This is a genomic window from Paenibacillus sp. W4I10, from assembly GCF_030816325.1.
In the GTDB taxonomy this organism is placed as follows: Bacteria; Bacillota; Bacilli; order Paenibacillales; family Paenibacillaceae; genus Paenibacillus; species Paenibacillus amylolyticus_B.
Genome location: NZ_JAUSXX010000001.1, coordinates 1,038,962 through 1,064,942 on the forward strand (window position 1 = coordinate 1,038,962; position 25,981 = coordinate 1,064,942).

The window sequence follows — 25,981 nt, forward strand, 5'->3', positions numbered from 1 at the left end:
CATGAGGAATGCAAAAGACATGCAAATATGCTAAAGTTTCATCAAGAACATTTTAGATGTTCGTTTAAGTCAACATCCTCTTGAATTGAATTTCCATGCGACTACATAAATGAGCATTGGTTCACAAGGCTATAATATAACCAAGGGATATCCCTGGTGCAGAAAAGGAGTTGTGATCACATGCAACAAGAAACGTTGAACAAAGGGTGGAACTTGGAGAATAGTTATGCGCAGTTACCGCAACCCTTTTTTACAAGTCAGGGCGCGGTGCCTGTTGAATCACCAAAGTTGATCATTTTCAATAGATTGCTTGCATCCAGCTTGGGACTGGATGTGGAGTCTCTTGACAGTGATGAAGGGGCGCAAATTTTTGCAGGTAATTCGATTCCGGAAGGAGCCGAGCCTTTGGCTCAGGCCTATGCAGGACATCAATTCGGCAATTTTAACATGCTTGGAGATGGTCGTGCTTTGCTGCTGGGTGAACAGATAACGCCACAGGGCGAGCGAGTGGATATCCAGCTGAAAGGTTCAGGGAGAACACCGTACTCTCGTGGAGGAGATGGACGTGCTGCTGTAGGGCCCATGTTGCGAGAGTATATTATTAGTGAAGCGATGTATGCACTGGGAATCCCAACGACACGCAGTCTGGCTGTGGTATCAACAGGAGAAAACATTATCCGCGAAACAGAGCGGCCGGGTGCCATTTTAACCCGGGTGGCTTCCAGTCATATCCGGGTAGCAACCTTCCAGTATGCAGCCAGATGGGGGTCTATCGACGATCTTCGGGCATTGGCTGATTATACGTTGCATCGACATTTTCCTGATGTTGCTCAAGCTGAGAATCGCTATCTTTTGCTGCTTCAGGAAGTAATTAAACGGCAGGCGGTACTCATTGCCCAATGGCAGCGTGTTGGTTTCATTCATGGCGTGATGAACACGGATAACATGGCGATCAGTGGTGAGACCATCGATTATGGTCCGTGCGCCTTTATGGATGCTTACAATCCTTCAACCGTATTCAGCTCCATTGACAGGCAAGGTCGCTATGCTTATGGTAATCAACCGTATATTGCCGGGTGGAATTTGGCTCGTTTTGCCGAGACGCTTCTGCCGTTGTTGCATGAAGATGAAGAACAGGCGGTGCAAGTCGCTCAGGATGCTATCGCACAATTTTCTGAATTGTACCATCATCATTGGCTCAAGGGAATGCGTGCCAAACTGGGCTTGTTGGATGAAGAGGCCGAAGATGAAGCGTTGATCAAGGAGCTTCTTGAACTCATGGAGAAGCATAGTGCAGATTACACCAATACGTTCCTGGCATTGACCTTTGATAGGTTGGAAGGGACAGCTTTGTTTGGCTCGCCAGAATTTGCTGAATGGAATGAGCGGTGGCAAGCAAGATTGGACAGACAGCAAGAGGAGAAGGAAGTCTCTCGGCAGTTGATGAGAACAAGCAATCCAGCCGTCATTCCCCGAAATCATCGGGTCGAGGAAGCCCTTGAGCAAGCGGAGAACCACGGAGATCTTAGCGTGATGCAGAAGCTTTTGGCAGTTCTTTCAGACCCGTTCGCGCACTCACCTGAGCAGGCTGAATATGCCGAACTGCCAGCACAGTGCAATACTTCATATCAGACTTTTTGTGGAACCTGATTGAACAGTATGGAATGAAGAGGCTGCCTTGGGCAGCTTTTTCATTTTTCACTCTGTCATCGATGTTAAAATCCATCGTGGGCATTGAATTCGGAGATTATCATGCAATAATTAGAGAAATAGAGATTACTTTTATAGAGACAGGTGAAACAGCCGGATGAAGTCATCTATTGGTTGCTGGAAGATATTATTTTCACCGCGACGCATGTAGGATTGTTGGAAAGACATGGCGTGGATAATAAAGAGACGCATTTGAACTATACAAATGATGTGATGAAGGACCTGAACAGGGGGGTTCAGGAAGCTTTCCAGCAGATCGGTAATCCGTATTTACATTGGCATCAGACGGGTAAACGTCAGGAGTTAGAGGGCATGGCATAAAGAAAAGTGAGGTGTGTTACATGAGCGAGCAAGATATTAATGACGTATGGTATGACTATATCCGAACAGGGCTGGGCATCGTTGACTTCGAACGAGCAGGACATTGCTGCTTTATGGCTGTTAGAGGCGGATGTCTTTAATGGCGGTTTTATACAGTTTTTCTGTAACTGGGGGGAAGAGGTATATCGTTACGCGTTGCGGGCATTACATATCATTGGTGCGACTCAAGTCGTGGAGATTATAACGTCAGCATACGGATGCATTGAGCATCTGAAAATCTGAAAGAGGATGGGAGGCTTACTGAGCTGTGGGATATTCCTAAATTCCTGACAGAGGAACAAGAGCAGCAGTTAGATGCGCTGGATCAGCAGTTTTGGAATAATGAGGATCAGATCTCGGAGAAAGCCTATGGTTATTATCACGGAAAATTGAACATGATGATCATATAATCTGGTTTCAACTATACATCCGTTGTTCTGTTCGAAGATTAATACTTGGTCTTGCAATGACTGAAACGTTCGGCTATACTTGCTATAAATTGAATACATGAATCACGTTGATAGAGCGCAGTAGCGGCTTTGTCCCTGTTACAGAAAGTCAGGGGTTGATGGAACCTGATACATACAAGGGCTGCGAATTACACTCTGGAGTACTTGGGTAATGCCAAGCGGATGGGCAAACGATATATTGCCAAAAGTGGTATGGATAACGTGTTAAGGTCGCGTGTTGTCCATGCAATTTGGGTGGTACCACGGTTATGATAATCGTCCCTGTGTCTAATGAAGACAAGGAGGCGATTTTTTTGTGTCCAAAAAAGCCGTTCCAGCGTGTAATTTCGTAATTTAACGTAGATCATGACTGAATCTTGAGGATAGAAAAGGGGTTATACAAATGAATATTATTGATGAACTACAGTGGCGTGACGCCATTAACCAGCAGACGGATGCAGAGGGATTACGTGAATTGACTGAAACCAAATCAATTTCACTGTACTGCGGCGTTGACCCTACGGGGGATAGCATGCATATCGGACATCTCATTCCCTTCATGATGCTGAAACGTTTTCAACTGGCAGGACATCGTCCAGTCATTTTGATTGGTGGAGCTACAGGTACGATTGGTGATCCAAGTGGTCGTCAGGCAGAGCGTTCTTTGCAAACGATGGAGCAAGTGCAGGAGAATGTGGATGCACTGACCGCGCAGATGAAGAAGTTGTTTGTAACAGACGGGGATAATCAGGTTCGCATGGTGAATAACTATGATTGGACACACAAAATCAATGTCATTGAATTTTTGCGTGACTACGGCAAAAACTTTAACCTTAACACAATGCTGGCTAAGGATGTAGTGGCGAGCAGGCTGGAAGGCGGAATCTCGTTCACTGAGTTTTCCTACCAGATTCTTCAATCACTCGACTACCTGCACCTGTTCCAGAACGAAGATGTACAGCTTCAAATCGGCGGTTCGGATCAATGGGGGAATATCACGAGTGGTCTTGATCTGATTCGTAAAAAAGAAGGATCTGAAGCGAGAGCGTACGGTCTGACCATTCCGCTCATGCTCAAATCCGACGGTACCAAATTTGGTAAAACAGCTGGCGGGGCAATCTGGCTTGATCCGAACAAAACGACACCATTTGAGTTCTACCAGTTCTGGGCGAATACAGATGACCGGGATGTCATTAAATACTTGAAATACTTTACCTTCCTGAGCAAAGAAGAAATTGAAGCTTTGGCTGAAAAGGTAGAGACAGAGCCGCACAGACGTGAAGCACAGAAAGCACTCGCGGAAGAAATGACAAAATTCGTTCACGGCGAAGAAATGCTTGAACAGGCTAAGCGGATTACAGCGGCGCTGTTCAGTGGTGATATCCGTTCCCTGACAGCAGATGAAATTGAGCAGGGTTTCAAGGAAATGCCAACATTTGAAACGGACGGCGAAGCTAAAAATATCGTGGACTGGCTCGTAGATCTGGGTCTGGAGCCATCCAAACGCCAGGCGCGTGAGGATGTCACCAAAGGTGCGATTTCCATGAATGGTGAGAAGATCACGGAGCTTGAATTCACGGTGTCGGCAGAGCATGCCATTGGCGGTAAATTCATCATTATCCGTAAAGGTAAGAAGAACTACAGCTTGGTTAAACTCCAAACGTAGTGTCTGAGTATTAGAACGTAACACAAAAACGTATAGAGACTACAATAGACACACAAATAAAGCTACAAATACAGAAACAAAAAGACCGTCTTCCATCTCTGTCAGGCGACAGAGCGGAGACGGTCTTTAGTATAACAGGCCAGTGTGCGACCTATTTTATTGATTGACAATCGCTGTGATCTCTTCATCCAGATCAAGTCGTACGTTCTCACGGTACGCCCGGATGTTGTATTCACTGTGCAGGTAGCGAAGAATCGCTTCAATCATGTTGGACTCAACCAAATATTGACTGCGTCCTTGGATCCAAACTTCAGCGGAATAACCTGTATCTTCTTCCCAGCTCAGTTCTACGTTCACATCGGTTGGACGTACACCCTTACGTTCTGCCATATGAATACAGATTGCATTCACAATTTCATCCATGCTCAGAACCATAGAGATTAGTACCGTCCGTTTCTGTTACGGTCATCATCACGATCATTGCGACGGTCATAACGACCATCCGCTGCAGGTTTACGACGATTGGAGATGGCTCTGAAGAGTGCCATAGCCAGCATAACAATCAACATGATTGCTGCAACGTTCACGAGCAATCCAAGGATGTTACCCAGAGCGCCCATGCCACCGAACAATCCGCCAAACATCATACCAGCAAGACCACCAAGCATCATGCCTTTCATGAATCCGCCGCCACCGCCGAAGAATCCACCACCACGGGTTGCAGCTGCACCAGTACCGGAGTTATTACCGGAATTGGATTGATTCACGTTGCTGTTGGAGTCGGATTTCTTAGGAGTGTTGGTATAACTTTTTGTACCGGATTTGAATCCGCCACCACGTCTAGCATCCGCTGAATCCGGATTCGTTACTCCCACTGTTGCGAACAATAATGTAAAGGCCATAAATACCATCATTAGATGTTTAACTCCAAATTTTTTCTTCATTGTAAAGATCGTAACCCCCCGATTAATTTGTTTGAATCGCCCAAAAATGGGCCTTACTCATGTAATACGGTCAACTTGCAGGAACGTTTCAAATTTTATTAAATTTCCGAAACGCTTGGACTTGGGTCTTGAATTGCAGCTTGGCCATCAAGCAATTGGGTAACCCAATGACACCATTCCAGGCCTGTTTGTGCGTGCATTAACCCTTTTTGTACCAGGATGTAGCTTCCAAAATCTCGGTTGCCTACACGAAGATTATCCTGAGGTATACGTGACTTCAGATCCTCGAAATAACGTATGCGTTCCATGAACCAGCTTTTACGCTCATTCAGAATGCGTCTCATGCTTCCGTCTTCCGCTATGCCAACACACAAAATACGCAAATTAAATTCATCGCGTGTAACCGGTGCGGTAACAGGAGTTATCATCCATTCCAAGAGCTTTTCAATGCCTTTTTCCGTAACTGCGTACATTTTCTTGTCCGGTTTGTCAGACTGTTGTACCCAGCGGGAGGCCAATAACTCATCGTTTTCCATCTTGGACAGGAGGGGATAGATCTGGCTGTGTTTCGCCTGCCAATGAGGCTGGATTTTCAGCATCAGATCATAGCCCGATGACTCCTCGCGGGTAAGCAGCCCGAGCAATCCGTAGGAAAGTATGTTCATGCACATGTCTCCTTAATATTAGGGCTAGGTCAGAGAGAACAATCGTTTTTACTTTCTTTGACCGCTTTCATAAAAAGTGTACACTGAAACTGTATGGTTTGACAACCTGACAGAACAACTGCCTTAATTTAGACAAAAAAAGTGCGAACCATAAGGTCCGCACTCCAAACCATTTAGAGAGATGCCTGTTGTCCATACCCCTCAGCGACAAGATCAAGCTCACCTGTGGCAGAATCGATAACCATGCCGTGGACGGGTACATTGGGAGGAAGTAAAGGATGCTTCTTGATCACTTCCACAGTATGTTTTACCCCTTCTTCGACGCTGTCAAACCCACGCAACCATTTTTGCAAACGGATGCCCGAATTCTCCAGAGTAGTCATGACTTCTTCCGATACACCACGCTCTACCATATGTCCAATCATGGTCTCAGCGTGAAGGGAAGCCATACCACATTCCGTATGTCCCACTACCAGGACTTCATCTGCACCCAGTTCATAGATGGCGACAAGTACACTACGCATTACACTCCCGAAAGGCTGAGAGATAATTGCGCCTGCGTTTTTGATGATTTTCACATCGCCGTTTTTCAAGTTCATAGCCTTGGGCAGCAATTCCACCAGACGTGTATCCATACAAGTGATGATAACCATCTTTTTGGTTGGAAACTTGCCAGCCGTATACTTTTCGTATTCTTTGGTCTCGACAAATGATTTGTTGTAAGCCAAAATCTCTTGAATGTTGTTCATGTCCATTGCCTCCTGTTATCCAATACGACGAGTACGGCCACTTGCATATGATGCAGCTTGTCCTACGCGCCTTTGCTTTAATAGTATTTCACGGTCAGCAGATGGCATTACTCCAACCCTTTAGAGGTTGTTCAAAAAGTCCACTTTTGATTACGAATCATGCCTAAGGGCATCATCAGCATCGAAGTTGAATTCAATTTCTATCTTCTCGGTAATGAAAACCAGACTTTTTGAACACGTATCTTTAGGAGAACAATGCAATTTTCATCTGTTAAAAGTTGATTATACGCAATGCAAAAAGTATCATCAATAGGGTATAACATTTTTTTTGAAGAGGTGAACGATAACAATGGATAAACAAACACAGGAACATTTGGAATCCTTCCGTAATCTGGCTCGAAAAATTAAGAGCTATCATGAAGCCATTGGTTTGCTTCACTGGGATCTGCGCACAGGTGCGCCGAAAAAAGGCGTTCCGACACGTTCGGAGACGCTGGGTATGTTGTCCACCGAAGCATTCAAGCTGCAAACCTCGGCTGACATGAAGACTTACCTGGATGCATTAACGACTCCAGCGGTATTGGAACAGCTCGAAGATATAGATCGTCGTCAGGTTGAAGATTGCAAGAAAGAATATGAGCGCAGTCAGTCTGTACCACCTGAGAAAGTGCAAGCATATACCGTGCTCACGGCCAAGTCAGAAACGGCATGGGAAGATGCCAAGCATAACAGTGATTTTGCAGGATTCTCCCCATATCTGACAGATATCGTTAAGCTCAAACAGGAGTTTATTGATTATTGGGGTGTGAAGGATACACGTTATGATACGTTGCTTGATATGTATGAACCAGATCTGACGGTTGAGAAAGTGGACGCTGTGTTCGCTCGCCTCAAAGCACGTTTGGTACCTTTGCAAGAGAAGATCAATGCTTCAGAAAACAAGCCAAATACAGAGTTTCTGAATCAGTTGTTTGACACCGAACAGCAGGAAAAATTCAGTCTGTTCATCTTGGAACAAATGGGATATGACTTTGAAGCTGGACGATTGGACGAGAGTGTTCATCCTTTTGCAACGGGTCTTAACCCGGGTGATGTGCGGATCACAACACATTATCTGCAAGATGATGTAGCAAGCGCAGTCTTCAGTTCACTGCATGAGGGCGGACATGCCCTGTACGAGCAAAATATTGATGACAGTCTGGCGGGTACCCTTCTTGCCGAAGGAACGTCCATGGGGATTCATGAGTCACAGTCCCGTCTTTGGGAAAACATGATTGGTCGCAGCCTGCCATTCTGGACACGTTATTATAAAGATTTGCAGCAGCATTTCCCGCAACTGAGCGAGGTTGAACTGGAAGATTTCTATCGTGCAATCAATCGGGTGGAGAGTTCACTCATTCGGATTGAAGCGGATGAACTGACCTATAACCTGCATATTATTATCCGGTATGAGATCGAGAAAATGTTATTCAACGATGGTCTGGAAGTGAAAGACCTGCCGGAGACCTGGAATGCAAAATACAAGGAATACCTCGGTATTATGCCAACGAATGATGGAGACGGCGTTCTTCAGGATGTTCACTGGTCTGGTGGTGACTTTGGTTACTTTGCTTCGTATTCTCTGGGTAATATGTATGCAGCTCAAATTCTACATACATTGCGCAAGGAAATGCCGGAGTTTGATACTCTTATTGCCGAAGGTAATCTGATTCCAATTAAGGAATGGCTTACAGACAAGATCTATCGGTATGGCAAAAGTCGCACACCTTCCGAATTGATTGTTGCCGTAACGGGTGAAGAGTTGAACCCGGATTATCTGGCCGATTATCTGGAAGCCAAATACGCCGAGATTTACAAGCTGTAGGTAACCCATATATAACATATTGAATAACATTTCGAAGAGCTGAAGAGTCGGGCATTATTGCCCGGCTCTTTTTTGCATTTAAGTTCTTAACCTTTTGTTGGGCATCGGCATATCCATAATAGAGAGAAACTGCTGAAACCAGTGAAGGAGGGAAACAACATGAAATACACGCCATGGTTCGTCCGGGGCATCGTTATTCTGCTGATTATCATTGTGGCGCTCACCAGCTGTAATAAGGAAGAGAATGAAGCCGAGATTACGATTGGCGAAGTGACTCGTTCGGTATTTTACGCACCGGAATATGTGGCTGTGGCTCAAGGTTTTTTTGAAGAGCAGGGACTTGAGGTGGATATTCAGACGACTGCTGGCGGAGACAAAACGATGGCGGCATTACTCGCAGGTTCAGTGGATATCGCACTGGTAGGAGCGGAGACGTCCATATATGTCTATCAGCAGGGAGCGGAAGATCCGGTCATTAACTTTGCCCAGCTCACCCAGACGGATGGTACATTTCTGTTCGCTCGTAACACAGAAGGTAGCTTCGATTGGGAGCAACTGAGGGATTCCACATTTCTCGGTCAGCGCAAAGGCGGCATGCCGCAAATGGCAGGGGAGTTCGCACTGAACAAACATGGCATTGATCCGCAAAGTGATCTGGAGCTGATTCAAAATGTGGACTTTGCCAACATTGCGTCTGCTTTCGCCTCAGGTACGGGAGATTATGTTCAACTGTTTGAGCCCCAGGCATCCATCTTTGAACAAGAAGATCGGGGCAAGGTTGTTGCATCGTTTGGAACAGAAAGTGGTCGTCTGCCTTATACCGTCTTCATGACGAAACAGAGTTATCTGAATGACAATAAGGATATCGTACAGAAATTTACGAATGGTCTGCACAAAGCGCAGGCATGGGTAGATTCCCACAGTGCTGAAGAGATTGCGGAGGTCATTTCTCCTTTTTTCAAAGACATCGATTCAGCCATTTTGATCAGTAGTGTAAACCGTTATAAGGAACAGGGCAGCTATGCAACGGACCCGATCATTGATGAGGAAGAGTGGAACAATCTGCTTGATGTCATGAGTGCCGCCGGCGAGCTGAAAGAACGCGTGGATTTGAACGCCATTGTGGATAATGCCTATGCGGAAGAAGCTACGAAATCAAAGTAATGGGTATTCAGGAAAGGAAGTGAGCAGAATGCCTGAATCCGAAAGTGTGATCCGACTGGAGGGGATCTCTCAAGTATACGTCAGCGAGCGGGAAGCTTCCTTGGTGATTGAGGACTTGAGTCTGGAGATCCAAAAAGGAGAGTTCGTCAGTCTGGTTGGACCGAGCGGATGCGGTAAAACAACATTGTTGTCGATCATCGCCGGGCTGCTCACACCCACCCGAGGAGAAGTTAAGGTTAAAGGCAAACTCGTTGGCGGCCCCTCAGCACAGATTGGTTATATGCTTCAACAGGACTATCTGTTTCCATGGCGGACCATTCTGGATAATGCATTGATCGGTCTTGAACTGACAGGCAGACTGGATGAACGGAGCCGTGAGCGTGTACGGGAACTACTGGTAAGTATGGGCTTGGCCGGAACGGAGAATCAGTACCCTTCAGAGCTTTCAGGAGGCATGAGACAGCGAGTAGCCCTGGTGCGCACGCTGGCGACAGACCCAGGAATTTTATTGTTGGATGAACCATTCTCAGCACTCGATTATCAAACCAAGCTGCAATTGGAGGATCTGGTCTCGGACACGTTAAAACAATTTGGAAAAACCTCTGTACTCGTCACCCATGATTTGTCTGAAGCCATTGCTGTCAGTGACCGCGTCATTGTGCTTGATCGTAATCCCGGCCGCATCCGTCGTGAGTTTATCATCCCCGATGGAATTCGGAAGGCTCAGCCCTTCCATGCCAGGGAGCAAGAAGGATTCAATGCGTTGTTTCAGGCGTTATGGAGTGAACTGGATCAGTCCGGGGGAGGTGAGAAAGACGCGTGAATCAAACGAATCCGAAGCAGGAAAAGCGTGACGAATGGATGGGGCAACTGCATCGGAACCATATTCAGCAGATGGCCAGATGGCGACATCAAGTGCTTGCCGTACAATTATCCATGCTGGTATGTATGTTTTTGTTATGGGAAGTGGCAGGCAGACTCCGTTGGATTGATGTACTGTTATTCAGTTATCCGAGTAAGATTTTTGCCCAGATCGGCAAGGACATTGCTAGTGGCGAGTTGTGGGCACATGTTGGGGTAACCGTGGGGGAAACAGCAGTTGGTTTTTTACTGGGAACACTCGTTGGAACCTTGCTTGCGGTTTTAATTTGGTGGTCTCCTTTTTTGTCCAAGGTGCTGGACCCCTATATGGTTGTGTTCAACAGTATGCCAAAGGTAGCGCTTGGCCCGATCTTTATTGTTATGTTTGGCGCTGGTTTTACAGCCATTGTTATGACAACATTGTCCATCACGGTCATTATTACGACACTGGTCGTGTATAACAGCTTCAATGAAGTGGATCCCAACTATATTAAAGTCATTCGTACGTTTGGTGGAGACCGTTCCGAGATTTTTACGAAAGTTGTATTACCTGCTTCTTTTCCGGCGATTGTATCCACTTTGAAAGTAAACGTGGGCATGGCCTGGGTGGGTGTAATTGTGGGTGAGTTTTTGGTCGCCAAACAAGGGCTCGGTTATCTGATTATCTACGGATTCCAGGTATTCAACTTCACACTTGTATTATCAAGTCTGTTAATTATTGCTGCAGTTGCAACAGCCATGTACCAACTTGTTGTCTATGCAGAACGCAAAATGCTGGCTGGCCGCAGGTGATTCGGAAGGGTTTTACTCGTAATGTGACCGGGTATGATATGTATACAATTTCACAAGGGGTGTCACGTTGCCCGATACCGTAAAATCAAGTACCATATTTAGTATGAATATTCCGCGCAGATCCGGAATGAATGCGATGATTGGAGAAGAGGGCCTTGAGGTTCTGTCGCAACGATCTAACTTGCCAGCGTCCCTCATTCGGGGCGTGTTGCTGTGACCGGCATGCATGCGCATGTCGGTTGATGTCGTCTAGTTTACATTGGGATGAGACATACTAGTCAAGATAATTGAATGAGGCGACGAGCTGGCTAAGAATTTTTTTACAGCTTAGAGGAGATGGAATGTTAAATGGGTTTTAGGGTAATTAAAACCGCAATCGCCGCATTAATGGCCGTGCTGATTGCGGACTGGTGCGGCTTGCCAGGACCAACATCTGCGGGATTGCTTGCCATTCTTGGGGTGGATGTAACGAGAAAACGAAGTATTCGTACCATATCGGCGCGATTTTTTGCTTCAGTAGTTGGACTTTTATTTGCAAGTGTACTTTTTCACTTTCTAGGCTTCCATTATTGGGTGTTGGCCGTATACATATTGATTGCATTCCCGGTTATTGTCCGGGTGGGCTTCAAGGAAGGTATTGTAACAGGTTCAGTCGTTGTGTTTCGGGTGTTCAGCGGCGGAGAGATGGACGTGAATGTTGTCCTCGTACAAATTGCTTTGTTACTGATTGGTCTTGGTTCTGCAATGGCGGTTAACCTGGCCTATATGCCGGCAGCGGATCCACAGATGCTGCGCATTCGCAAACGAATTGATGAACTCTTTTCGAAGATTTTCAAAGAATTCGCGGCGACGCTGCGTAATCCAAATGAAGCATGGGCGGGTAGAGAACTGATTGAAGCAGATAAAGCGATTCTGGGCGGTATTGATGCAGCCAAGCGTTCTCTGGAAAATCAGGTGATTCATCCGAATGAGGAATGGAGCGTCTACTTTTATATGCGCAAAACGCAGCTCGACTCCATCCAGCACATGATGCATCTGGTGTCCCAGATCTATCAAAAGATGCCACATGCGGAAATGGTGTCGGAGCTGTTCGATCAGCTCAGTCAGGATGTACTTACTGAATCCTACACCGGACGAACTGAAAAACTTCTTGCGAATGTGCAAGAAGAATTCAAACGTATGGAGCTGCCGGATACAAGGGAAGAATTCGAGATTCGTTCCGCAATTCTCCAGTTGTGCCGTGAACTCGCGCTGTATCTGAAAGTCGCGAAGAAGGACAAAGCACCGTCCCCAATATCGGACCGGTCCCAATCTACAAACGAATAATAGAAAATAGTTGTCACCCTAGACGAATGCCCTGCATACACTTGTAGTGAATGATTGTATGGAGGAGGTTTAAAGATGTCATTGAGTCATAAACATCAATGTAGAGAGATTATCACGAAGGCGATCTGCGGCAAAGGTCGTAAGTTCTCTACCGTAACACATACCGTGACTCCGCCAAATGGTCCGACAAGTATTTTGGGGGCTTGGATTATCAACCACCAATATGAAGCCGTATCAGCGGGTGACGGAATTGAAGTTATTGGTACTTACGATATCAACATTTGGTATTCCTACGACAAGAATTCGCAGACGGATGTAGCCAAAGAAACGGTCTCGTATGTAGAACATGTGCCATTGTCCTATCTGGACCCGAAACACCGGACTTCCACAGTGGAGGTATCTGCGGATGCAACGCAGGAACCCAGCTGTGTGGAAGCCACAGTATCAGCAGGTGGAAGCAGTGTAATTATCCGGGTTGAACGGGAATTCGCTGTGGAACTCGTTGCCGAAACCAAAGTTTGTGTGAAGGTCTGCACAGATGGTTGCGGTGATTACGAAGACAAGGACTATGACTTTGGCAGTGGCGATGGAGATTATGACGATCTCGATCCCGATCTGCTCGACGATGAACTGTGAGTTTGACGCCTGTTTTTGATAACCTAAGGTATCATATGCGCCAGAAGGCGCGGTGAAGAGGGCGTAAGCCCTCTTTCTTCTTAAATATTGAAAAATGGGTGGTAACGAGCCTCGCAATGTGCCTGGAATACCTTTCACGGGAAGGCTCCGCATTGCGGGGTTATTTTTATTTTAGTTGCATGATCCGGGAGGGGGGACGTAATGAATGTGATGGAACAAGCGGAGGAAGCGCTGCGCCGATATGAAAGGATGACTTCTGGAGAACGTGCAGAACGGTTGAAACAGGCAGGCATTGAAGTATTGTCACTGCACGATCGGCGCAAACGTGAACCAGGCTTGCGTGTACGCTATGACGTAGAGATAAGTTGTCTGCAGGCGATCCGGATCAAACGCAAGGATACTAGTGGCATGGGAGGGGCGCAGGAAACTCTGTTGGAGCGTGAAGCGAGTTCAACCTTGTTTAAGCGCGTAGAACGACTTGCGATCAAAACGCTGTATACGCTAGGACTGGATCATGGAGCTGTTCGAATGGAATCCTCAGGGAACGGCGGATGTGCAGTGATTTCGATCGATCCGGGTCCCTGGAAAGGGGTGACCAACCTTGCTGCTACCTATAGGGAAAGCTGGAAGCAGCATCAGGAACTGCTGGATGAGGAAGTGAGTCACAGACCCACTCCAATACTCGGCATGGACCCGGAGTTTCTTCTGGTGCAGATGCCGGAATCCAAAATCGTACCCGCCTCCAGATTTCTTGAACGTACCGGAATGGCAGGCTGTGATTCCGTGACGATTGGTGGACGGCGGATATATCCGGTTGCCGAACTGAGACCCGCTCCCAGCTCCGAACCACGAGAACTGCTGGCTCATCTGATGAGGGCATTCGCAGCAGCTTCCCGCAGCATCAGTGATCACTCGCTCATCTGGCAGGCAGGAGGGATGCCACAGCGGGGTTTACCTCTTGGCGGACATATTCATTTTAGCGGCGTGAATCTTACCGGAGAACTGCTTCGTGCACTGGACAATTATCTGGCATTGCCACTGGCATTTCTTCAAGACCCCCGTGGATCGGGAAGACGACCCCGTTATGGAGCACTTGGTGATTTTCGCCTGAAATCCTATGGTGGGTTTGAGTATCGTACGTTACCCAGCTTTCTTGTGTCGCCCCTTGTTGCGAAAGGTGTTGTGGCCTTGGCAGGTCTGATCGCCAGCGGGTATACTCAATTACGGCAGCGTCCGTTGGCAAAAGCTGAGGTTCATACCGCTTTTTATGAAGGAAAGCGCGAAGTGATCAAAGAACACATTCCAGCTCTCGTAGATGATCTGAAGAGGTTGGATGAATATGCACGTTATGAACGGTATGCATCTCCGTTAATTCTTCAATTAAAACTGGGAAGAACCTGGGATGAGAGCCGAGATATTCGCAAACTCTGGAATATTCGGGCAGGTTCATGAAGTACGGACGTTTTTTTGATATAATAAGAAACAAGTCTTTTATAAGTGAGAGCTACGGAAGATATGGAGCAGCAACCCTTGAAGGAAGTGGCGATTAGCCAACACATAAGGCGGAGGCGCAAACACAGTGCCTGACCGTCTTATTGTCCTTCCAGGACGCGTTTCTTCCTGACAATATAGGAACGGGATGGAGGATATTCATCATGGCTCAGTATACGCCAATGATTCAACAATATTTGCAAGTGAAGGCCGAAGCACAGGATGCTTTTCTATTTTTTAGACTGGGTGACTTCTATGAAATGTTCTTCGAGGATGCGATTAATGCTGCTCGTGAACTTGAGATCACACTGACCGCACGTAACGGAGGCACGGATGACAAAATTCCGATGTGCGGTGTACCTTATCATTCGGCTGACAATTACATACAGCGTCTGATTGAAAAAGGATATAAAGTTGCGATATGTGAACAGATGGAGGATGCAAGTGTAACCAAGGGCATGGTACGACGTGAAATTGTTCGTGTGGTTACACCCGGAACGGTAATGGAAGGCAAAACACTAGGGGACAAGTCCAACAACTACATGGTTTGTCTTACAGGTAATCAAAATACGCTCGCGCTCGCGGCCTGTGATCTGTCAACGGGTGAGTTGTATGTGACATCCGTACCCTATTCCAAGGAATGGCTTAAGGATGAAATCGGTATCTACGAACCATCGGAGCTGGTGGGGGATGCAGCGCTGCTTGAAACGGTAGAAGCCGAGGCATCTCCAATCGGTCGCCCGGTGGTCTACACGTCGTGGACAAAGAATAAGGAAGATCTGGTCCGTCAGCAGTTTGGTGAGGCTGTATGGGCAAGATTAGAGCCTGAACGTCAAGCGTGCATTGCCCGTCTTTTCTCCTATCTGAGTGAGACACAGAAACGCTCTCTGGGACAATTAACCCAAATTTCAACGTATGAGCCGGATCATTATATGATCTTGGACCCGTTTACCCGCCGGAACCTGGAATTGGTGGAAACCGTGCGTGAACGCTCCAAAAAAGGTTCATTACTCTGGTTGCTTGATCGGACCGAGACGTCCATGGGTGCAAGAATGCTGCGTCGCTGGGTCGATAAGCCATTATTGCAAAAAGGGAAGATTAATGAGCGTCTTGAAGCAGTGGATACGTTGTACAACCAGTTTATATTGCGTGAGGACCTGCGGGCAGAACTCAAAGACATCTATGACCTGGAGCGCTTGGTAGGCCGGATTGCGTTTGGTAATGCCAATGGTCGTGACCTGAATGCGCTCAAGTCATCGCTGGAGAAAATTCCAGGACTTCGTCAGCATTGCGCAGGATCATCTTCCGCAACATTGAAACATATTGCCGAAACGATGGATGATTGCAATGATCTGCGTGAAGCCATCGGGCAAGCCATTGTGGACGAGCCGCCGGTATCGGTAAGGGATGGAGGTCTGATTCGTGAAGGGTACCATGAACGTCTGGATGAATTGCGTGAGGCTTCGGTTAACGGGAAACAGTGGATTGCCGAGCTGGAAGCGAGAGAGCGTGAGGCGACAGGCATTCGATCGCTGAAAATTGGATATAACAAAGTATTTGGTTATTATATCGAGATCACCAAGTCCAATCTGTCCGCGTTGCCAGAGGGACGTTATGAACGTAAACAGACTTTAGCCAATGCAGAACGTTACATTACGCCGGAGTTGAAGGAAAAAGAGACGCTGATTCTCGAAGCTCAGGACAAAATGGTTGATATTGAGTACGGACTGTTTGCAGAGCTTCGCGAGCGGCTGAACAAAGAGATTGCAAGATTGCAAAAGCTGGCTGAACAGGTAGCCGAAATTGATGTGTATCAATCTTTTGCGGTGATTAGTGCTGAGCGAAACTTTGTACGGCCTACGTTGACCGATGGTTATGATCTGGTTGTGGAAGAAGGACGCCACCCGGTGGTCGAGGCGGTCATGCGAGATGGTGCATTTATTGCCAATCACACGGCAATGACCAAGGAAGAGGCACGTATTCTGCTGATTACTGGACCGAATATGGCTGGTAAGAGTACGTATATGCGACAGGTCGCTTTAATCTCCATTTTGGCGCAAGTAGGTTGTTTTGTGCCTGCGGGTCAGGCGGAAGTGCCGATCATGGATCGCATTTTCACACGGATCGGTGCCGCGGATGATCTCATTGGTGGACAAAGCACATTCATGGTGGAGATGGCCGACATTCAGGTCATGACGGACAAAGCCACACCACGCAGTCTGATTATTATCGATGAATTGGGACGGGGAACGTCGACCAGCGAAGGTATGGCCATTGCTCAGTCTGTTATTGAATATGTACATGATATCATTGGCTGTAAAGCCCTTGTATCAACTCATTTCCATGAGCTTGCTCATCTGGAGGAGAGTCTGGACAAGCTGGCCAACTACTCGATGGCGGTACAGGAGAGTGGTGACAAAGTTAATTTCCTGCGCAAATTGATTGCCGGGGCAGCCAGCAGCAGTTATGGTATCTATTGTGCACGCCTTGCAGGTCTGCCTGATAGCATTATTGAGCGGGCGAATGGACTATTGCATGGGTTCGAATATGCGGCCGCGCAAGTAGCTGTGGGCAGTGAATATATCGGAAACGAGAAGCAGGAAGCAGGCTTGAAATTAAAAGGTGGAGAATTCCAGCACACGGATTCAGCACCATTGATCCGGGAACACGAGATTGTGGAGAGTGCAGAGTACACACCTTCTATTGAAGATTCGGTCGGGAAGCAACATACCAAGAAATCAAACAGCAAGGTACAGTCCAGTGCAAACCATTCGGATGTGGTTCAACTGTCTATCTTTGGGGATGAAGAGCCGAATGTGGCAACGAAACCGGATGTAGTTGCGGTGGATAAGCCAGCGCGAGAATTCATCCGTACGATGAAAGATATCGATGTCATGAATATGACGCCTCTTCAGGCGATGCAGATATTAAATGATCTCAAATTGAAGGCACAGCAATTATCCTGAATATAAGGGAGGGGAAAACCTGTGGCGAAAATACATGTGCTAGATGAACATATTGCCAACCAGATTGCGGCGGGTGAAGTGGTTGAACGGCCTGCTTCAGTTGTCAAAGAGTTGCTCGAAAACTCGGTGGATGCAGGCGCCACCAAGATTGAAGTAACAGTGGAAGAGGGCGGACTCCTCAGTATTCGTGTCAAAGACAATGGTTCAGGTATCGAGCCAGAGGATATGGAAACTGCCTTTTATCGTCATGCGACCAGCAAAATAGCCCATGGCCGAGATCTGTTCCAGATCACAAGTCTTGGATTCCGCGGGGAAGCCCTGGCGAGTATTGCCGCAGTCTCCAAGGTAGAGGTGTTGTCGGCAAGTGACAATGACGGGCGGGGGCGCCGCATTGTAATTGAAGGCGGGAACCTTGTCTCTCATGAAGATGCAACCTCACCCCAAGGTACAGATTTTGCAGTGAAAGAACTATTTTACAATACACCAGCCCGACTCAAATATATGAAAACGATCCAGACGGAACTGGGACATATATCAGATGTCCTTTACCGGATGGCAATGTCGCATCCAAACATTTCGTTCAGATTGCGCCATAATGAGAATGTGTTGCTTCAGACGTTGGGCAACGGCGATCTGCTGCAAGTGGTTGCAGCGATCTATGGTACAAGTGCTGCCAAAGCGATGCTTCCCATCCAGGGAGAAAGTCTGGATTACCGGGTGAGTGGGCTGATCAGCCTGCCAGAATGGACACGAGCGAACCGTGGTGGTATGTCGACCATTGTTAATGGGCGATTTGTTCGCAATTACGGTCTCAATCAGGCGATTCTCAAAGCCTACCATACCTTGCTGCCCATTAACCGTTTCCCACTTGTCGTGGTGCAGTTGGAGATGCATCCATCCCTTGTGGATGTGAACGTGCATCCGGCCAAGTTGGAGGTTCGCTTCAGCAAGGAACCAGAACTGTATGAATTCATAGAGACGACGTTGCGGGGGATACTCCGGCAGGAGGTATTGATTCCTCAGGTCAAAAAACAGCAGATTCGACGTGGAGACGATAGTTCCTTTATTCAGGAACAATTTCTCTTTCCACGTGGTCCGCTGAAAGATGCATCTGATGCAGAAGGATATGGGCAACAAGGTCCACTCGGGAAACCTAATGCTGCACCGCTGAAGTTGACAGCGGAAGATGATGATCTGGATTTGGATGCTCCGGCGGATGTGTCCGCAGTACAACCGGTATCTGAACAGGGACAGACAGTGCCGTTGCCCGAAGCTCCACCTGAGGTTACACAGCCCCCGGAGCAGCTAGAAAGTTGGAACGGGGATATTTTGCAGAAGATTGCTAGTCATGACGGGGGGCAGACATCCGTTAACGTGCAAGAAGGCACTAAGGATGTAAGTACGAGTACAAGTACAAGTACAAGTATAAGTTCTACCGAAACTGTTCCCAAATCTGACCTCTCTTCTCAAGATGGTGGGGATCGTGGAGCAACAGAAAAATCGTTGGCTGAAGGTAAACCAGCTACGTATCGCTCCGAATCCGTAAATTCACCGGTTAGGGAAGCTCGGACAACCTACAACCCGTCTTCAATTGCAAGAGGTGAACGGACGTGGAAAACTTCAGGTCTGCCTGATGCTACTAAACTTGCTGCTGCCATAAAATCGGATGCATCCATGCCCGCATTTCCGGAGTTGAGCCTGATTGGACAGCATCATGGTACGTATTTAATCGCGCAAAATGACCAAGGTTTATATTTGATTGACCAGCACGCCGCTCATGAACGTGTGAATTATGAATACTATTACGAGAAATTCGGTAACCCTGCTCAGGCCTCACAAGAGTTACTGCTGCCGATCACCTTGGAATTCACACCTTCGGAGACGGAAAAGCTGAAAACAAGGCTGGCCTGGTTCGAGCAGGCAGGTGTATATTTGGAGCATTTTGGTGGACAGACGTTCCGTGTGCGTTCCCATCCGTTCTGGTTCCCCAAAGGGGATGAGAAAGACATTATCGAAGAGATGTCCGAATGGGTTCTAAGCGAACGCAGCATAGATGTAGCCAAAATGCGAGAAGCTGCATCCATCATGTGTTCCTGCAAGGCGTCCATCAAAGCCAACCAGAAGCTCACGGATCAGGAAGCAGAAGTGCTGATTCAGCGTCTGGGTTCATGTCGTCAGCCCTACACTTGTCCACATGGGCGGCCGATTGTGGTTTCATTTTCAACGTATGATCTGGAAAAATTATTTAAACGAGTGATGTAGCTATTTAGGGGGACATTATGTACATTACAACCGGTGACAAGGAGATAGCCTCTCAGGTGGAGCGTGCACGTAAGCTCGCCGAAACGACAGGAGGTACCTACGTACCGCGCAATAGAACGTCTTTACCCAGACTGATTGAACATTATGGTATCAATGAAATACTAGTGGTACTCAATGGTAGAGCCCGCTTGTTTCGCAAAGATGCAACGGAGCTTGAATTTCACCCCAGTATGGGATTTGTTCGCGCTAAACGTGTTCTGAGAGGGGAAGCTGATCCCATGCTGGAAGCAGGTGCGGTACTTGAAGGGGACACGATTGTTGATTGTACCGCTGGACTTGGTTCAGATGCGCTGGTATTTTCGGTTGCGGCTGGGAAGAGTGGACAAGTCATCGCCTGTGAAAGTTCTCAACCGCTCTATACCCTGCTGCTGGAGGGCATGTCTCATTATAAGAGCAATCAGCCCTTGGTGGATGAGGCTTTCCGACGCATAGATCTGCGGCATGTGGATCATCTTGAGTTACTCCGGTCCATGCCGGATCGAAGCTGTGATACCGTATATTTTGACCCCATGTTCCGTGAACCGATGATGGATTCAAGTGCTATACAGCCCTTGCGAGATTATGCAAATGCTCACGCGCTGGATGAACAGAGCATTATGGAAGCGAGGCGGGTCGCCCGTAAAAGGGTAGTGATGAAAGAAAAGCGCGGCAGCGCGGAGTTTGAAAGGCTCGGATTTGAAATACTTGATCGGGCGAATGCAAAAACCCTGTACGGAGTGATTAATGTTGAACGTGGAAGTTAAACCAAAACCCAAACTGCTTGTGCTGGTTGGACCAACAGCAGTAGGCAAAACAAGAATGAGCATCGAGCTTGCCCAAGCTTTCAATTGTGAGATTATCTCAGGGGATTCGATGCAGGTATATCGTGAAATGGATATCGGAACAGCCAAGATTACCTCTGAAGAAATGAAGGGTGTACCTCATCATCTCATTGATATTCATGAACCGGAGTACCCATACTCTGTGGCCGAGTTTCAGGAGAGTTGCACACGATTAATTAGTGAAATCCATGAACGTGGTAAAATGCCTTTTATTGTAGGTGGCACCGGTCTGTATGTGGAATCGGTATGTTACGGCTTCCAATTTTCCGATAGTGGTTCGGATGAAGCGTTCAGGGAGCAACAATTCAGCTATGCGGAGCAACACGGCGCACAGGCCCTTCATGATCGATTGAGGGAAGTTGATCCGGTCAGTGCAGATCGTCTGCATCCGAATGACCAAAGGCGAATTGTACGTGCGCTTGAGATCCATCACCTCACAGGCGAGAAGTGGTCTGATCAGCTGGCAGTACAGAAGAAAGAGTCACCTTATGACCTTCTTATTGTTGGTTTGACAATGGATCGCCAGAAGTTGTATGCCCGGGTAGAAGAACGGATTGATCTGATGATCGAACAAGGTCTGGTAGATGAAGTGAAATCTTTGTTGGAACGAGGAGTGGCCAGAGGTCATATTTCCATGCAAGGACTGGGGTATAAGGAGATTGCAGCGTTCCTGCAAGGGGAAGTGAGTTGGGAAGCTGCGGTGGAGTGGTTGAAGAGGGATACGCGTCGGTTTGCCAAACGGCAGCTTTCCTGGTTCCGCCATATGAAGGATATTGAATGGGTGGACATGACGGATACCCAGGATTTTGAAGGGAAATACAAGCAGATAAGTGAATTGATTACACAAAAATTTGATTGATTTGAGCGATTGCTAATATTCTTCTGACGGGCATCGATTAGATCAAGATATGTAAACCTCTACCTTTTAGTCATCAAAAGGATAGAGGTTTTTAATTATCACTAAAACAGATGATAGAGATTGATAGTTCTCCAAACAACGAATAAGTGTGCTTTAAAATGAAGATTTTGTCCCTCTTTTGCAAAACAGACAAGCGGTGTATAATGGATAAGTCTTCTATTTGTTCACCTCGTCAAGAATGGGGGTAAAATAACAGACAAGGGGTTTTTGTGGATTATATGAAACTGTTCATGATATAATAGCACGAAAGCTACTCAGCGATATTGAATATTACTTGAACACGAATTCAAATGAACCAATGGGGGTACGGCTAATGAACAAGTCCATCAACATCCAAGATACGTTCTTGAACCAACTGCGGAAAGAAAATATTCCTGCTACGGTCTATCTGACCAACGGCTTCCAAATCCGCGGGACGATCAAGGCATTTGACAATTTTACGATCGTCATTGACAGCGACGGACGCCAGCAAATGGTCTACAAGCATGCCATCTCCACGTTCACGCCGCAACGCAGCGTATCGCTGATGCAGCAAGATAACAGCGGCGAAGCTTAAAAAAATTACGAAACCTTTTCACCAACCATTTCGTCTACAAGTATAGGTATTGAAACAGAGCAACCTGAATAAAGGGTTGTTCTTTTCATTCCGGGCAAAATATGTTTAATATATGCCTGAGCCAACAGACGAATAGAAATTATGCAACCGAAAGGGAGTCAGGAGGTTAACATGCCAAACGATCCGTTGTCGAGGTCTAACAATCGCAACAACAATAACAAGTCACCCAAAAAAGCGAAGCCAAAGACCTCTAAAAAGAAAAAAATTACGGGTAAACGCGTTGGATGGACACTGTTTTTCACAATGGCAATCGCCATATTCTGTGCACTTGGCGGATATTTATTTATTATGGTGAGTGGTGAGAATCTGCTCAAAGCCAACAAGGACAAAACCACAATTAATGAAACTTCAAAAGTATATGATCGCAATGGCCAATTAATGGGGGAGCTATCCATTCAGAAGCTGGAACCCGTCAAAGAAGATGATATTCCTGAACTGGTGAAGCAAGCCTTTGTTGCAACGGAGGATAAGCGATTCTACGATCATCAGGGCGTGGATATCTGGTCCATTGGGCGTGCGGCGGTTAAGGATGTCATGGCTCGTTCCATGGTGGAAGGTGGTAGTACACTAACCCAACAGCTTGCCAAGAACATGTTCTTGTCCCGTGACAAGACGTTCTTCCGGAAAGCAACGGAAGTATCGATTGCCATGGCATTAGAGCGCAAGTACACAAAAGACGAAATCCTGACGATGTATCTGAACCGGATTTTCTTCGGTCATCAGCGTTACGGGATTAAAGCAGCATCTGAATTTTATTTTGGAGAAAAAGATCTGAATAAACTTGAATTGTGGGAAATTGCCACACTCGCCGCGATGCCCAAAGGGCCTTCTGCCTACAATCCGGTGAGCAATCCGAATGATTCCAAGGCACGTCGTGGTGTTGTTCTCCAGCTAATGTATGAACAAGGCTACATCACGAAGGAAGAGATGGATAAAGCTAAAGCGGTAGATTATAACTACAAGCGACCAGAAAAAGACCAGAAATATCAAGCCTTTATTGATTATGTGCTCCGTGAAGCTGAACGTGTAACAGGCAAAACGGAAGATGATCTGAATATCGGCGGATACAAAATCTATACAACCATGGATGCTCAGGCTCAAACAGCCATGGAAACTGCCTTCACAGATGATAGTCTGTTCGAGGCAAGCAAAGACGATCAACAGGTCCAAGGCTCCATGGTTATCATGAACCACGAGAATGGCAGTCTCGTTGCCCTCCTGGGTGGACGGGATTATCAGACTAAAGGTTATAGCCGTGTAACGCAGAGTCGAAGACAACCAGGTTCAGCTTTCAAACCGATTGTGTCTTATGCACCGGCGCTTGAATCAGGAAATTACAGTGCCAATTCGTCGCTAAGTAATGCGAAGCAATGTTTTGGTAACTACTGTCCTGGTAACTTGCATGGATATTCTTCAACGATCAGTATGACGGATGCTATTACGAAGTCGGAAAATATTCCTGCGGTTTGGCTGCTTGATAAAATAGGCGTTAACACAGGCATTAATTTTGCCAAGAGTGTAGGTATACAGCTGACAGATGAAGACAAAAACCTGGCGATTGCCCTCGGTGGTCTAAGTAAAGGTACAAATACACTGGAAATGGCGCAAGCCTATAGTGCATTTGCCAACCTCGGAGAATACCAACAAGCCTATTCGATTAAGGAAATTAAGGATAGCGCAGGCAAAACCACGTACAAACACGATAACTCGGACACAACGCGTGTCATGAGTGAGCAAAATGCGTATCAGCTTACACAGATGCTGCAGAACGTTGTTAATGACGGTACAGGGCGTTCAGCGCGTCTGGATCGTCCGGTAGCGGGTAAAACAGGAACAGTTCAAAGTGGTATCTCTGGCAACAGTGCCAACCGTGATGTATGGTTTGTTGGATACACACCGGAATGGACTGCCGCAGTCTGGATGGGCTATGACAATCCGGATGCCAATCATATGCTTAAGAACAGCAGTAAGCTGTCAGCAGCTTTCTTTGCCAAAGTCATGGGAGATGCTTTAAAAGGCGTTCCTGTGAAGCAATTCAAAGCACCAGCTGGAGGGCAGGCACCTCCGCCAGTAGAAGAACCAGAAAAGCCGGCTCTGTCCGTTAGTGGGCTGAGTGGATCATACGATCCAAATGCACAAACTGTCTCCCTGAGTTGGACTGGAACGGGTGACGCGAGTACGCAATATCGGATTTATCGGAAAGAAACATCGGAAGCCCAGTTCACTCATCTCATTGATGCAATAGGAGCGACCAATGCACAAGATTTAAGTGCGTTGCCTGGTCTAACCTATGAGTACTATGTGACAGCTTACGACTTGGCATCAGGACTTGAGACGGATCCTTCCAACACTATTTCCTTGATGATTGAAGCGGAGGAAATGCCGCCGGAAGAACCTGATCCTGGTATAGACCCAGGAACAGAGATAGATCCTGAGCAGCCAGGTACGGAGAATCCGGACAATGGTTCACCGGATAATGGCAACTCGAACGGTAATAACGGTAACGGCAATGAAAATGGCAACAACGGAAATGGTAATGGTAATGGTAATAACGGCAACAATGGCAATAACGGTAATAACGGTGGAGCCGGCCAAGGAAACGGTCAACCTGGGGGAGAAAACACGACCCCACCTGGTCAGGGGACAACAGAGCCAGGGGGTACCGGTGAAAGTCCCGATGATGGGGCCGTAACAACGCCAGGCGAGGTTGTAACTCCGGACAGCGGAACAAGTGGGGATACTGGAGGGACAGATGCACCTGCAGATTCTCAAGCTGGAACCGGCGGCTAAGCCAACGAATCACTAAATAGCTACATTGAAAAAACTGCTTCCCGGAAAACCGGTGAAGCAGTTTTTTTGTTATACGGAACCAACAGTAATGGAAGCTGATTTGATGAATATGTGGGACAAAGCTTCATTTTGAGTGTATACCTTAAATATGGTAAGCTGTAACTATTCGTAATACGTTGTTCAAGATGGGCCCAGAGCGCTGGAATCTATCATGCGGACGTTATTACATTGTTCACCAATAACATCAGAGCAGGTCATGGACCTGTAGTCGGCAAAGAGGGGTTCGTATGAAACGGAAATTCGGGGACCGCGCGAACTGGCGCCGGATTACGAACCGACAATTCACATGCCGGTTCGTTCAATCCAAAATTTTTACAGGTTATATTACGTTGTACACCATACAGGATTTGAAAGAACCTTTGTGGAAAACATATGGAGGCAGTACCTTCTGTATCGCAGATAAAGGGTATTCCTGGCTGCAATACTACCCGAAGGGAGAGCACTTTGTAGTTACAGCGATGTTTGACGATCAGGAACGGATTGTGGAATGGTACATTGATACATGTCGCAGTCAGGGGATAACCGATCAGGGGGTTCCTTGGTTTGATGATCTGTATCTGGATGTCGTTGTACTGAAAGATGGAGAAGTATTTTTGCTGGATGAAGATGAGCTTGAAGATGCATTGTCACGGAAGCATATTACGACCGGTGATTATGACTTGGCTAACAAGACTGCAAAGGAACTGCTTCATGCCATTGATGCACATGTATTCCCATACTTTCAGTTATCGCTGAAGCATAGGCAGAGTTTGTTTGAGAATGGAGAGTTTCGAAAAAACATTCAGATTTGAGACATCTACTTATCTGTAG

The 25,981-nt window shown here is 46.9% G+C and carries 22 protein-coding genes and 1 other annotated feature; of the genes, 18 read left to right on the forward strand and 4 right to left on the reverse strand.

Annotated features, from left to right (window positions below; all coding sequences use genetic code 11):
* Nucleotides 1–180: 180 nt before the first annotated feature.
* The 4 genes from QF049_RS04655 (at nucleotide 181) to tyrS (ending at nucleotide 4,185) form a co-directional block, all read left to right on the forward strand.
* Nucleotides 181–1,650: a protein adenylyltransferase SelO gene (locus tag QF049_RS04655; RefSeq protein WP_307535207.1), complete on the forward strand. Its 1,470-nt coding sequence runs from the start codon at nucleotides 181–183 to the stop codon at nucleotides 1,648–1,650.
* 144 nt (nucleotides 1,651–1,794) lie between these two features.
* The gene (locus QF049_RS04660; RefSeq protein ID WP_307535209.1) at nucleotides 1,795–2,031 is read left to right on the forward strand and encodes an Imm63 family immunity protein; all 237 of its coding nucleotides are present in this window, start codon (nucleotides 1,795–1,797) and stop codon (nucleotides 2,029–2,031) included.
* Between the two features lie 51 nt (nucleotides 2,032–2,082).
* Entirely contained in the window at nucleotides 2,083–2,313 is a 231-nt protein-coding gene (locus QF049_RS04665) for a DMP19 family protein (RefSeq protein ID WP_307535211.1), read from the forward strand.
* Nucleotides 2,314–2,578: 265 nt separating this feature from the next.
* Nucleotides 2,579–2,806, forward strand: a binding site (T-box leader).
* A gap of 116 nt (nucleotides 2,807–2,922) precedes the next feature.
* Nucleotides 2,923–4,185, forward strand: coding sequence for a tyrosine--tRNA ligase (gene tyrS / locus QF049_RS04670; protein ID WP_307535213.1), 1,263 nt, complete (start codon nucleotides 2,923–2,925; stop codon nucleotides 4,183–4,185).
* A 156-nt stretch (nucleotides 4,186–4,341) separates the two neighbouring features.
* Here tyrS and QF049_RS04675 read toward each other — a convergent pair whose 3' ends face one another.
* The 4 genes from QF049_RS04675 to QF049_RS04690 form a co-directional block, all read right to left on the reverse strand.
* Nucleotides 4,342–4,620, reverse strand: a complete 279-nt coding sequence (locus QF049_RS04675; RefSeq protein WP_017687903.1) for a YxcD family protein — start codon at nucleotides 4,618–4,620, stop codon at nucleotides 4,342–4,344.
* A 5-nt stretch (nucleotides 4,621–4,625) separates the two neighbouring features.
* Nucleotides 4,626–5,129, reverse strand: a complete 504-nt coding sequence (locus QF049_RS04680; RefSeq protein WP_124116370.1) for a hypothetical protein — start codon at nucleotides 5,127–5,129, stop codon at nucleotides 4,626–4,628.
* A gap of 98 nt (nucleotides 5,130–5,227) precedes the next feature.
* Nucleotides 5,228–5,794 carry a PadR family transcriptional regulator gene (locus QF049_RS04685; protein WP_036613540.1) on the reverse strand — a complete coding sequence of 189 codons (567 nt, stop codon included), beginning with the start codon at nucleotides 5,792–5,794 and terminating at the stop codon, nucleotides 5,228–5,230.
* A 173-nt stretch (nucleotides 5,795–5,967) separates the two neighbouring features.
* Nucleotides 5,968–6,543: a beta-class carbonic anhydrase gene (locus QF049_RS04690; RefSeq protein WP_091011943.1), complete on the reverse strand. Its 576-nt coding sequence runs from the start codon at nucleotides 6,541–6,543 to the stop codon at nucleotides 5,968–5,970.
* Between the two features lie 349 nt (nucleotides 6,544–6,892).
* Here QF049_RS04690 and QF049_RS04695 point away from each other — a divergent pair, with 349 nt between their 5' ends.
* The 14 genes from QF049_RS04695 to QF049_RS04760 all read left to right on the forward strand — a co-directional run bounded on the left by QF049_RS04695 (nucleotide 6,893) and on the right by QF049_RS04760 (nucleotide 25,962).
* The gene (locus QF049_RS04695; protein ID WP_307535217.1) at nucleotides 6,893–8,407 is read left to right on the forward strand and encodes a carboxypeptidase M32; all 1,515 of its coding nucleotides are present in this window, start codon (nucleotides 6,893–6,895) and stop codon (nucleotides 8,405–8,407) included.
* Nucleotides 8,408–8,566: 159 nt separating this feature from the next.
* Nucleotides 8,567–9,571 (forward strand): ABC transporter substrate-binding protein, encoded by a 1,005-nt coding sequence (locus tag QF049_RS04700; RefSeq protein ID WP_307535219.1) that lies wholly within the window; start codon nucleotides 8,567–8,569, stop codon nucleotides 9,569–9,571.
* A 28-nt stretch (nucleotides 9,572–9,599) separates the two neighbouring features.
* Nucleotides 9,600–10,394, forward strand: a complete 795-nt coding sequence (locus tag QF049_RS04705) for an ABC transporter ATP-binding protein (RefSeq protein WP_150366688.1) — start codon at nucleotides 9,600–9,602, stop codon at nucleotides 10,392–10,394.
* A gap of 71 nt (nucleotides 10,395–10,465) precedes the next feature.
* Complete coding sequence (locus QF049_RS04710; protein ID WP_223869124.1) at nucleotides 10,466–11,224, forward strand: ABC transporter permease; 759 nt, start codon at nucleotides 10,466–10,468, stop codon at nucleotides 11,222–11,224.
* A gap of 348 nt (nucleotides 11,225–11,572) precedes the next feature.
* Nucleotides 11,573–12,550: an aromatic acid exporter family protein gene (locus tag QF049_RS04715; protein WP_124116373.1), complete on the forward strand. Its 978-nt coding sequence runs from the start codon at nucleotides 11,573–11,575 to the stop codon at nucleotides 12,548–12,550.
* Between the two features lie 75 nt (nucleotides 12,551–12,625).
* The gene (locus QF049_RS04720; protein WP_062835006.1) at nucleotides 12,626–13,186 is read left to right on the forward strand and encodes an outer spore coat protein CotE; all 561 of its coding nucleotides are present in this window, start codon (nucleotides 12,626–12,628) and stop codon (nucleotides 13,184–13,186) included.
* Between the two features lie 201 nt (nucleotides 13,187–13,387).
* The gene (locus tag QF049_RS04725) at nucleotides 13,388–14,638 is read left to right on the forward strand and encodes a putative amidoligase domain-containing protein (RefSeq protein WP_307535224.1); all 1,251 of its coding nucleotides are present in this window, start codon (nucleotides 13,388–13,390) and stop codon (nucleotides 14,636–14,638) included.
* A 203-nt stretch (nucleotides 14,639–14,841) separates the two neighbouring features.
* The gene (gene mutS, locus QF049_RS04730; RefSeq protein WP_307535226.1) at nucleotides 14,842–17,643 is read left to right on the forward strand and encodes a DNA mismatch repair protein MutS; all 2,802 of its coding nucleotides are present in this window, start codon (nucleotides 14,842–14,844) and stop codon (nucleotides 17,641–17,643) included.
* Between the two features lie 21 nt (nucleotides 17,644–17,664).
* Entirely contained in the window at nucleotides 17,665–19,905 is a 2,241-nt protein-coding gene (gene mutL / locus QF049_RS04735) for a DNA mismatch repair endonuclease MutL (protein WP_307535228.1), read from the forward strand.
* 17 nt (nucleotides 19,906–19,922) lie between these two features.
* Nucleotides 19,923–20,708, forward strand: a complete 786-nt coding sequence (locus QF049_RS04740) for a class I SAM-dependent methyltransferase (RefSeq protein ID WP_307535231.1) — start codon at nucleotides 19,923–19,925, stop codon at nucleotides 20,706–20,708.
* Nucleotides 20,689–21,645, forward strand: coding sequence for a tRNA (adenosine(37)-N6)-dimethylallyltransferase MiaA (gene miaA, locus QF049_RS04745; RefSeq protein WP_307535233.1), 957 nt, complete (start codon nucleotides 20,689–20,691; stop codon nucleotides 21,643–21,645). The genes QF049_RS04740 and miaA overlap by 20 nt, the downstream gene beginning before the upstream one ends.
* Nucleotides 21,646–22,018: 373 nt before the next feature.
* Nucleotides 22,019–22,261 (forward strand): RNA chaperone Hfq, encoded by a 243-nt coding sequence (hfq, locus tag QF049_RS04750; protein WP_017687918.1) that lies wholly within the window; start codon nucleotides 22,019–22,021, stop codon nucleotides 22,259–22,261.
* Nucleotides 22,262–22,432: 171 nt separating this feature from the next.
* A complete protein-coding gene (locus QF049_RS04755) occupies nucleotides 22,433–25,111 on the forward strand; it encodes a transglycosylase domain-containing protein (protein WP_307535235.1) in 2,679 nt (892 codons plus the stop codon).
* 287 nt (nucleotides 25,112–25,398) lie between these two features.
* On the forward strand, nucleotides 25,399–25,962 hold the full coding sequence (locus tag QF049_RS04760; protein WP_062835000.1) for a ribonuclease FAU-1 family protein: 564 nt from the start codon (nucleotides 25,399–25,401) through the stop codon (nucleotides 25,960–25,962).
* Nucleotides 25,963–25,981: the final 19 nt, after the last annotated feature.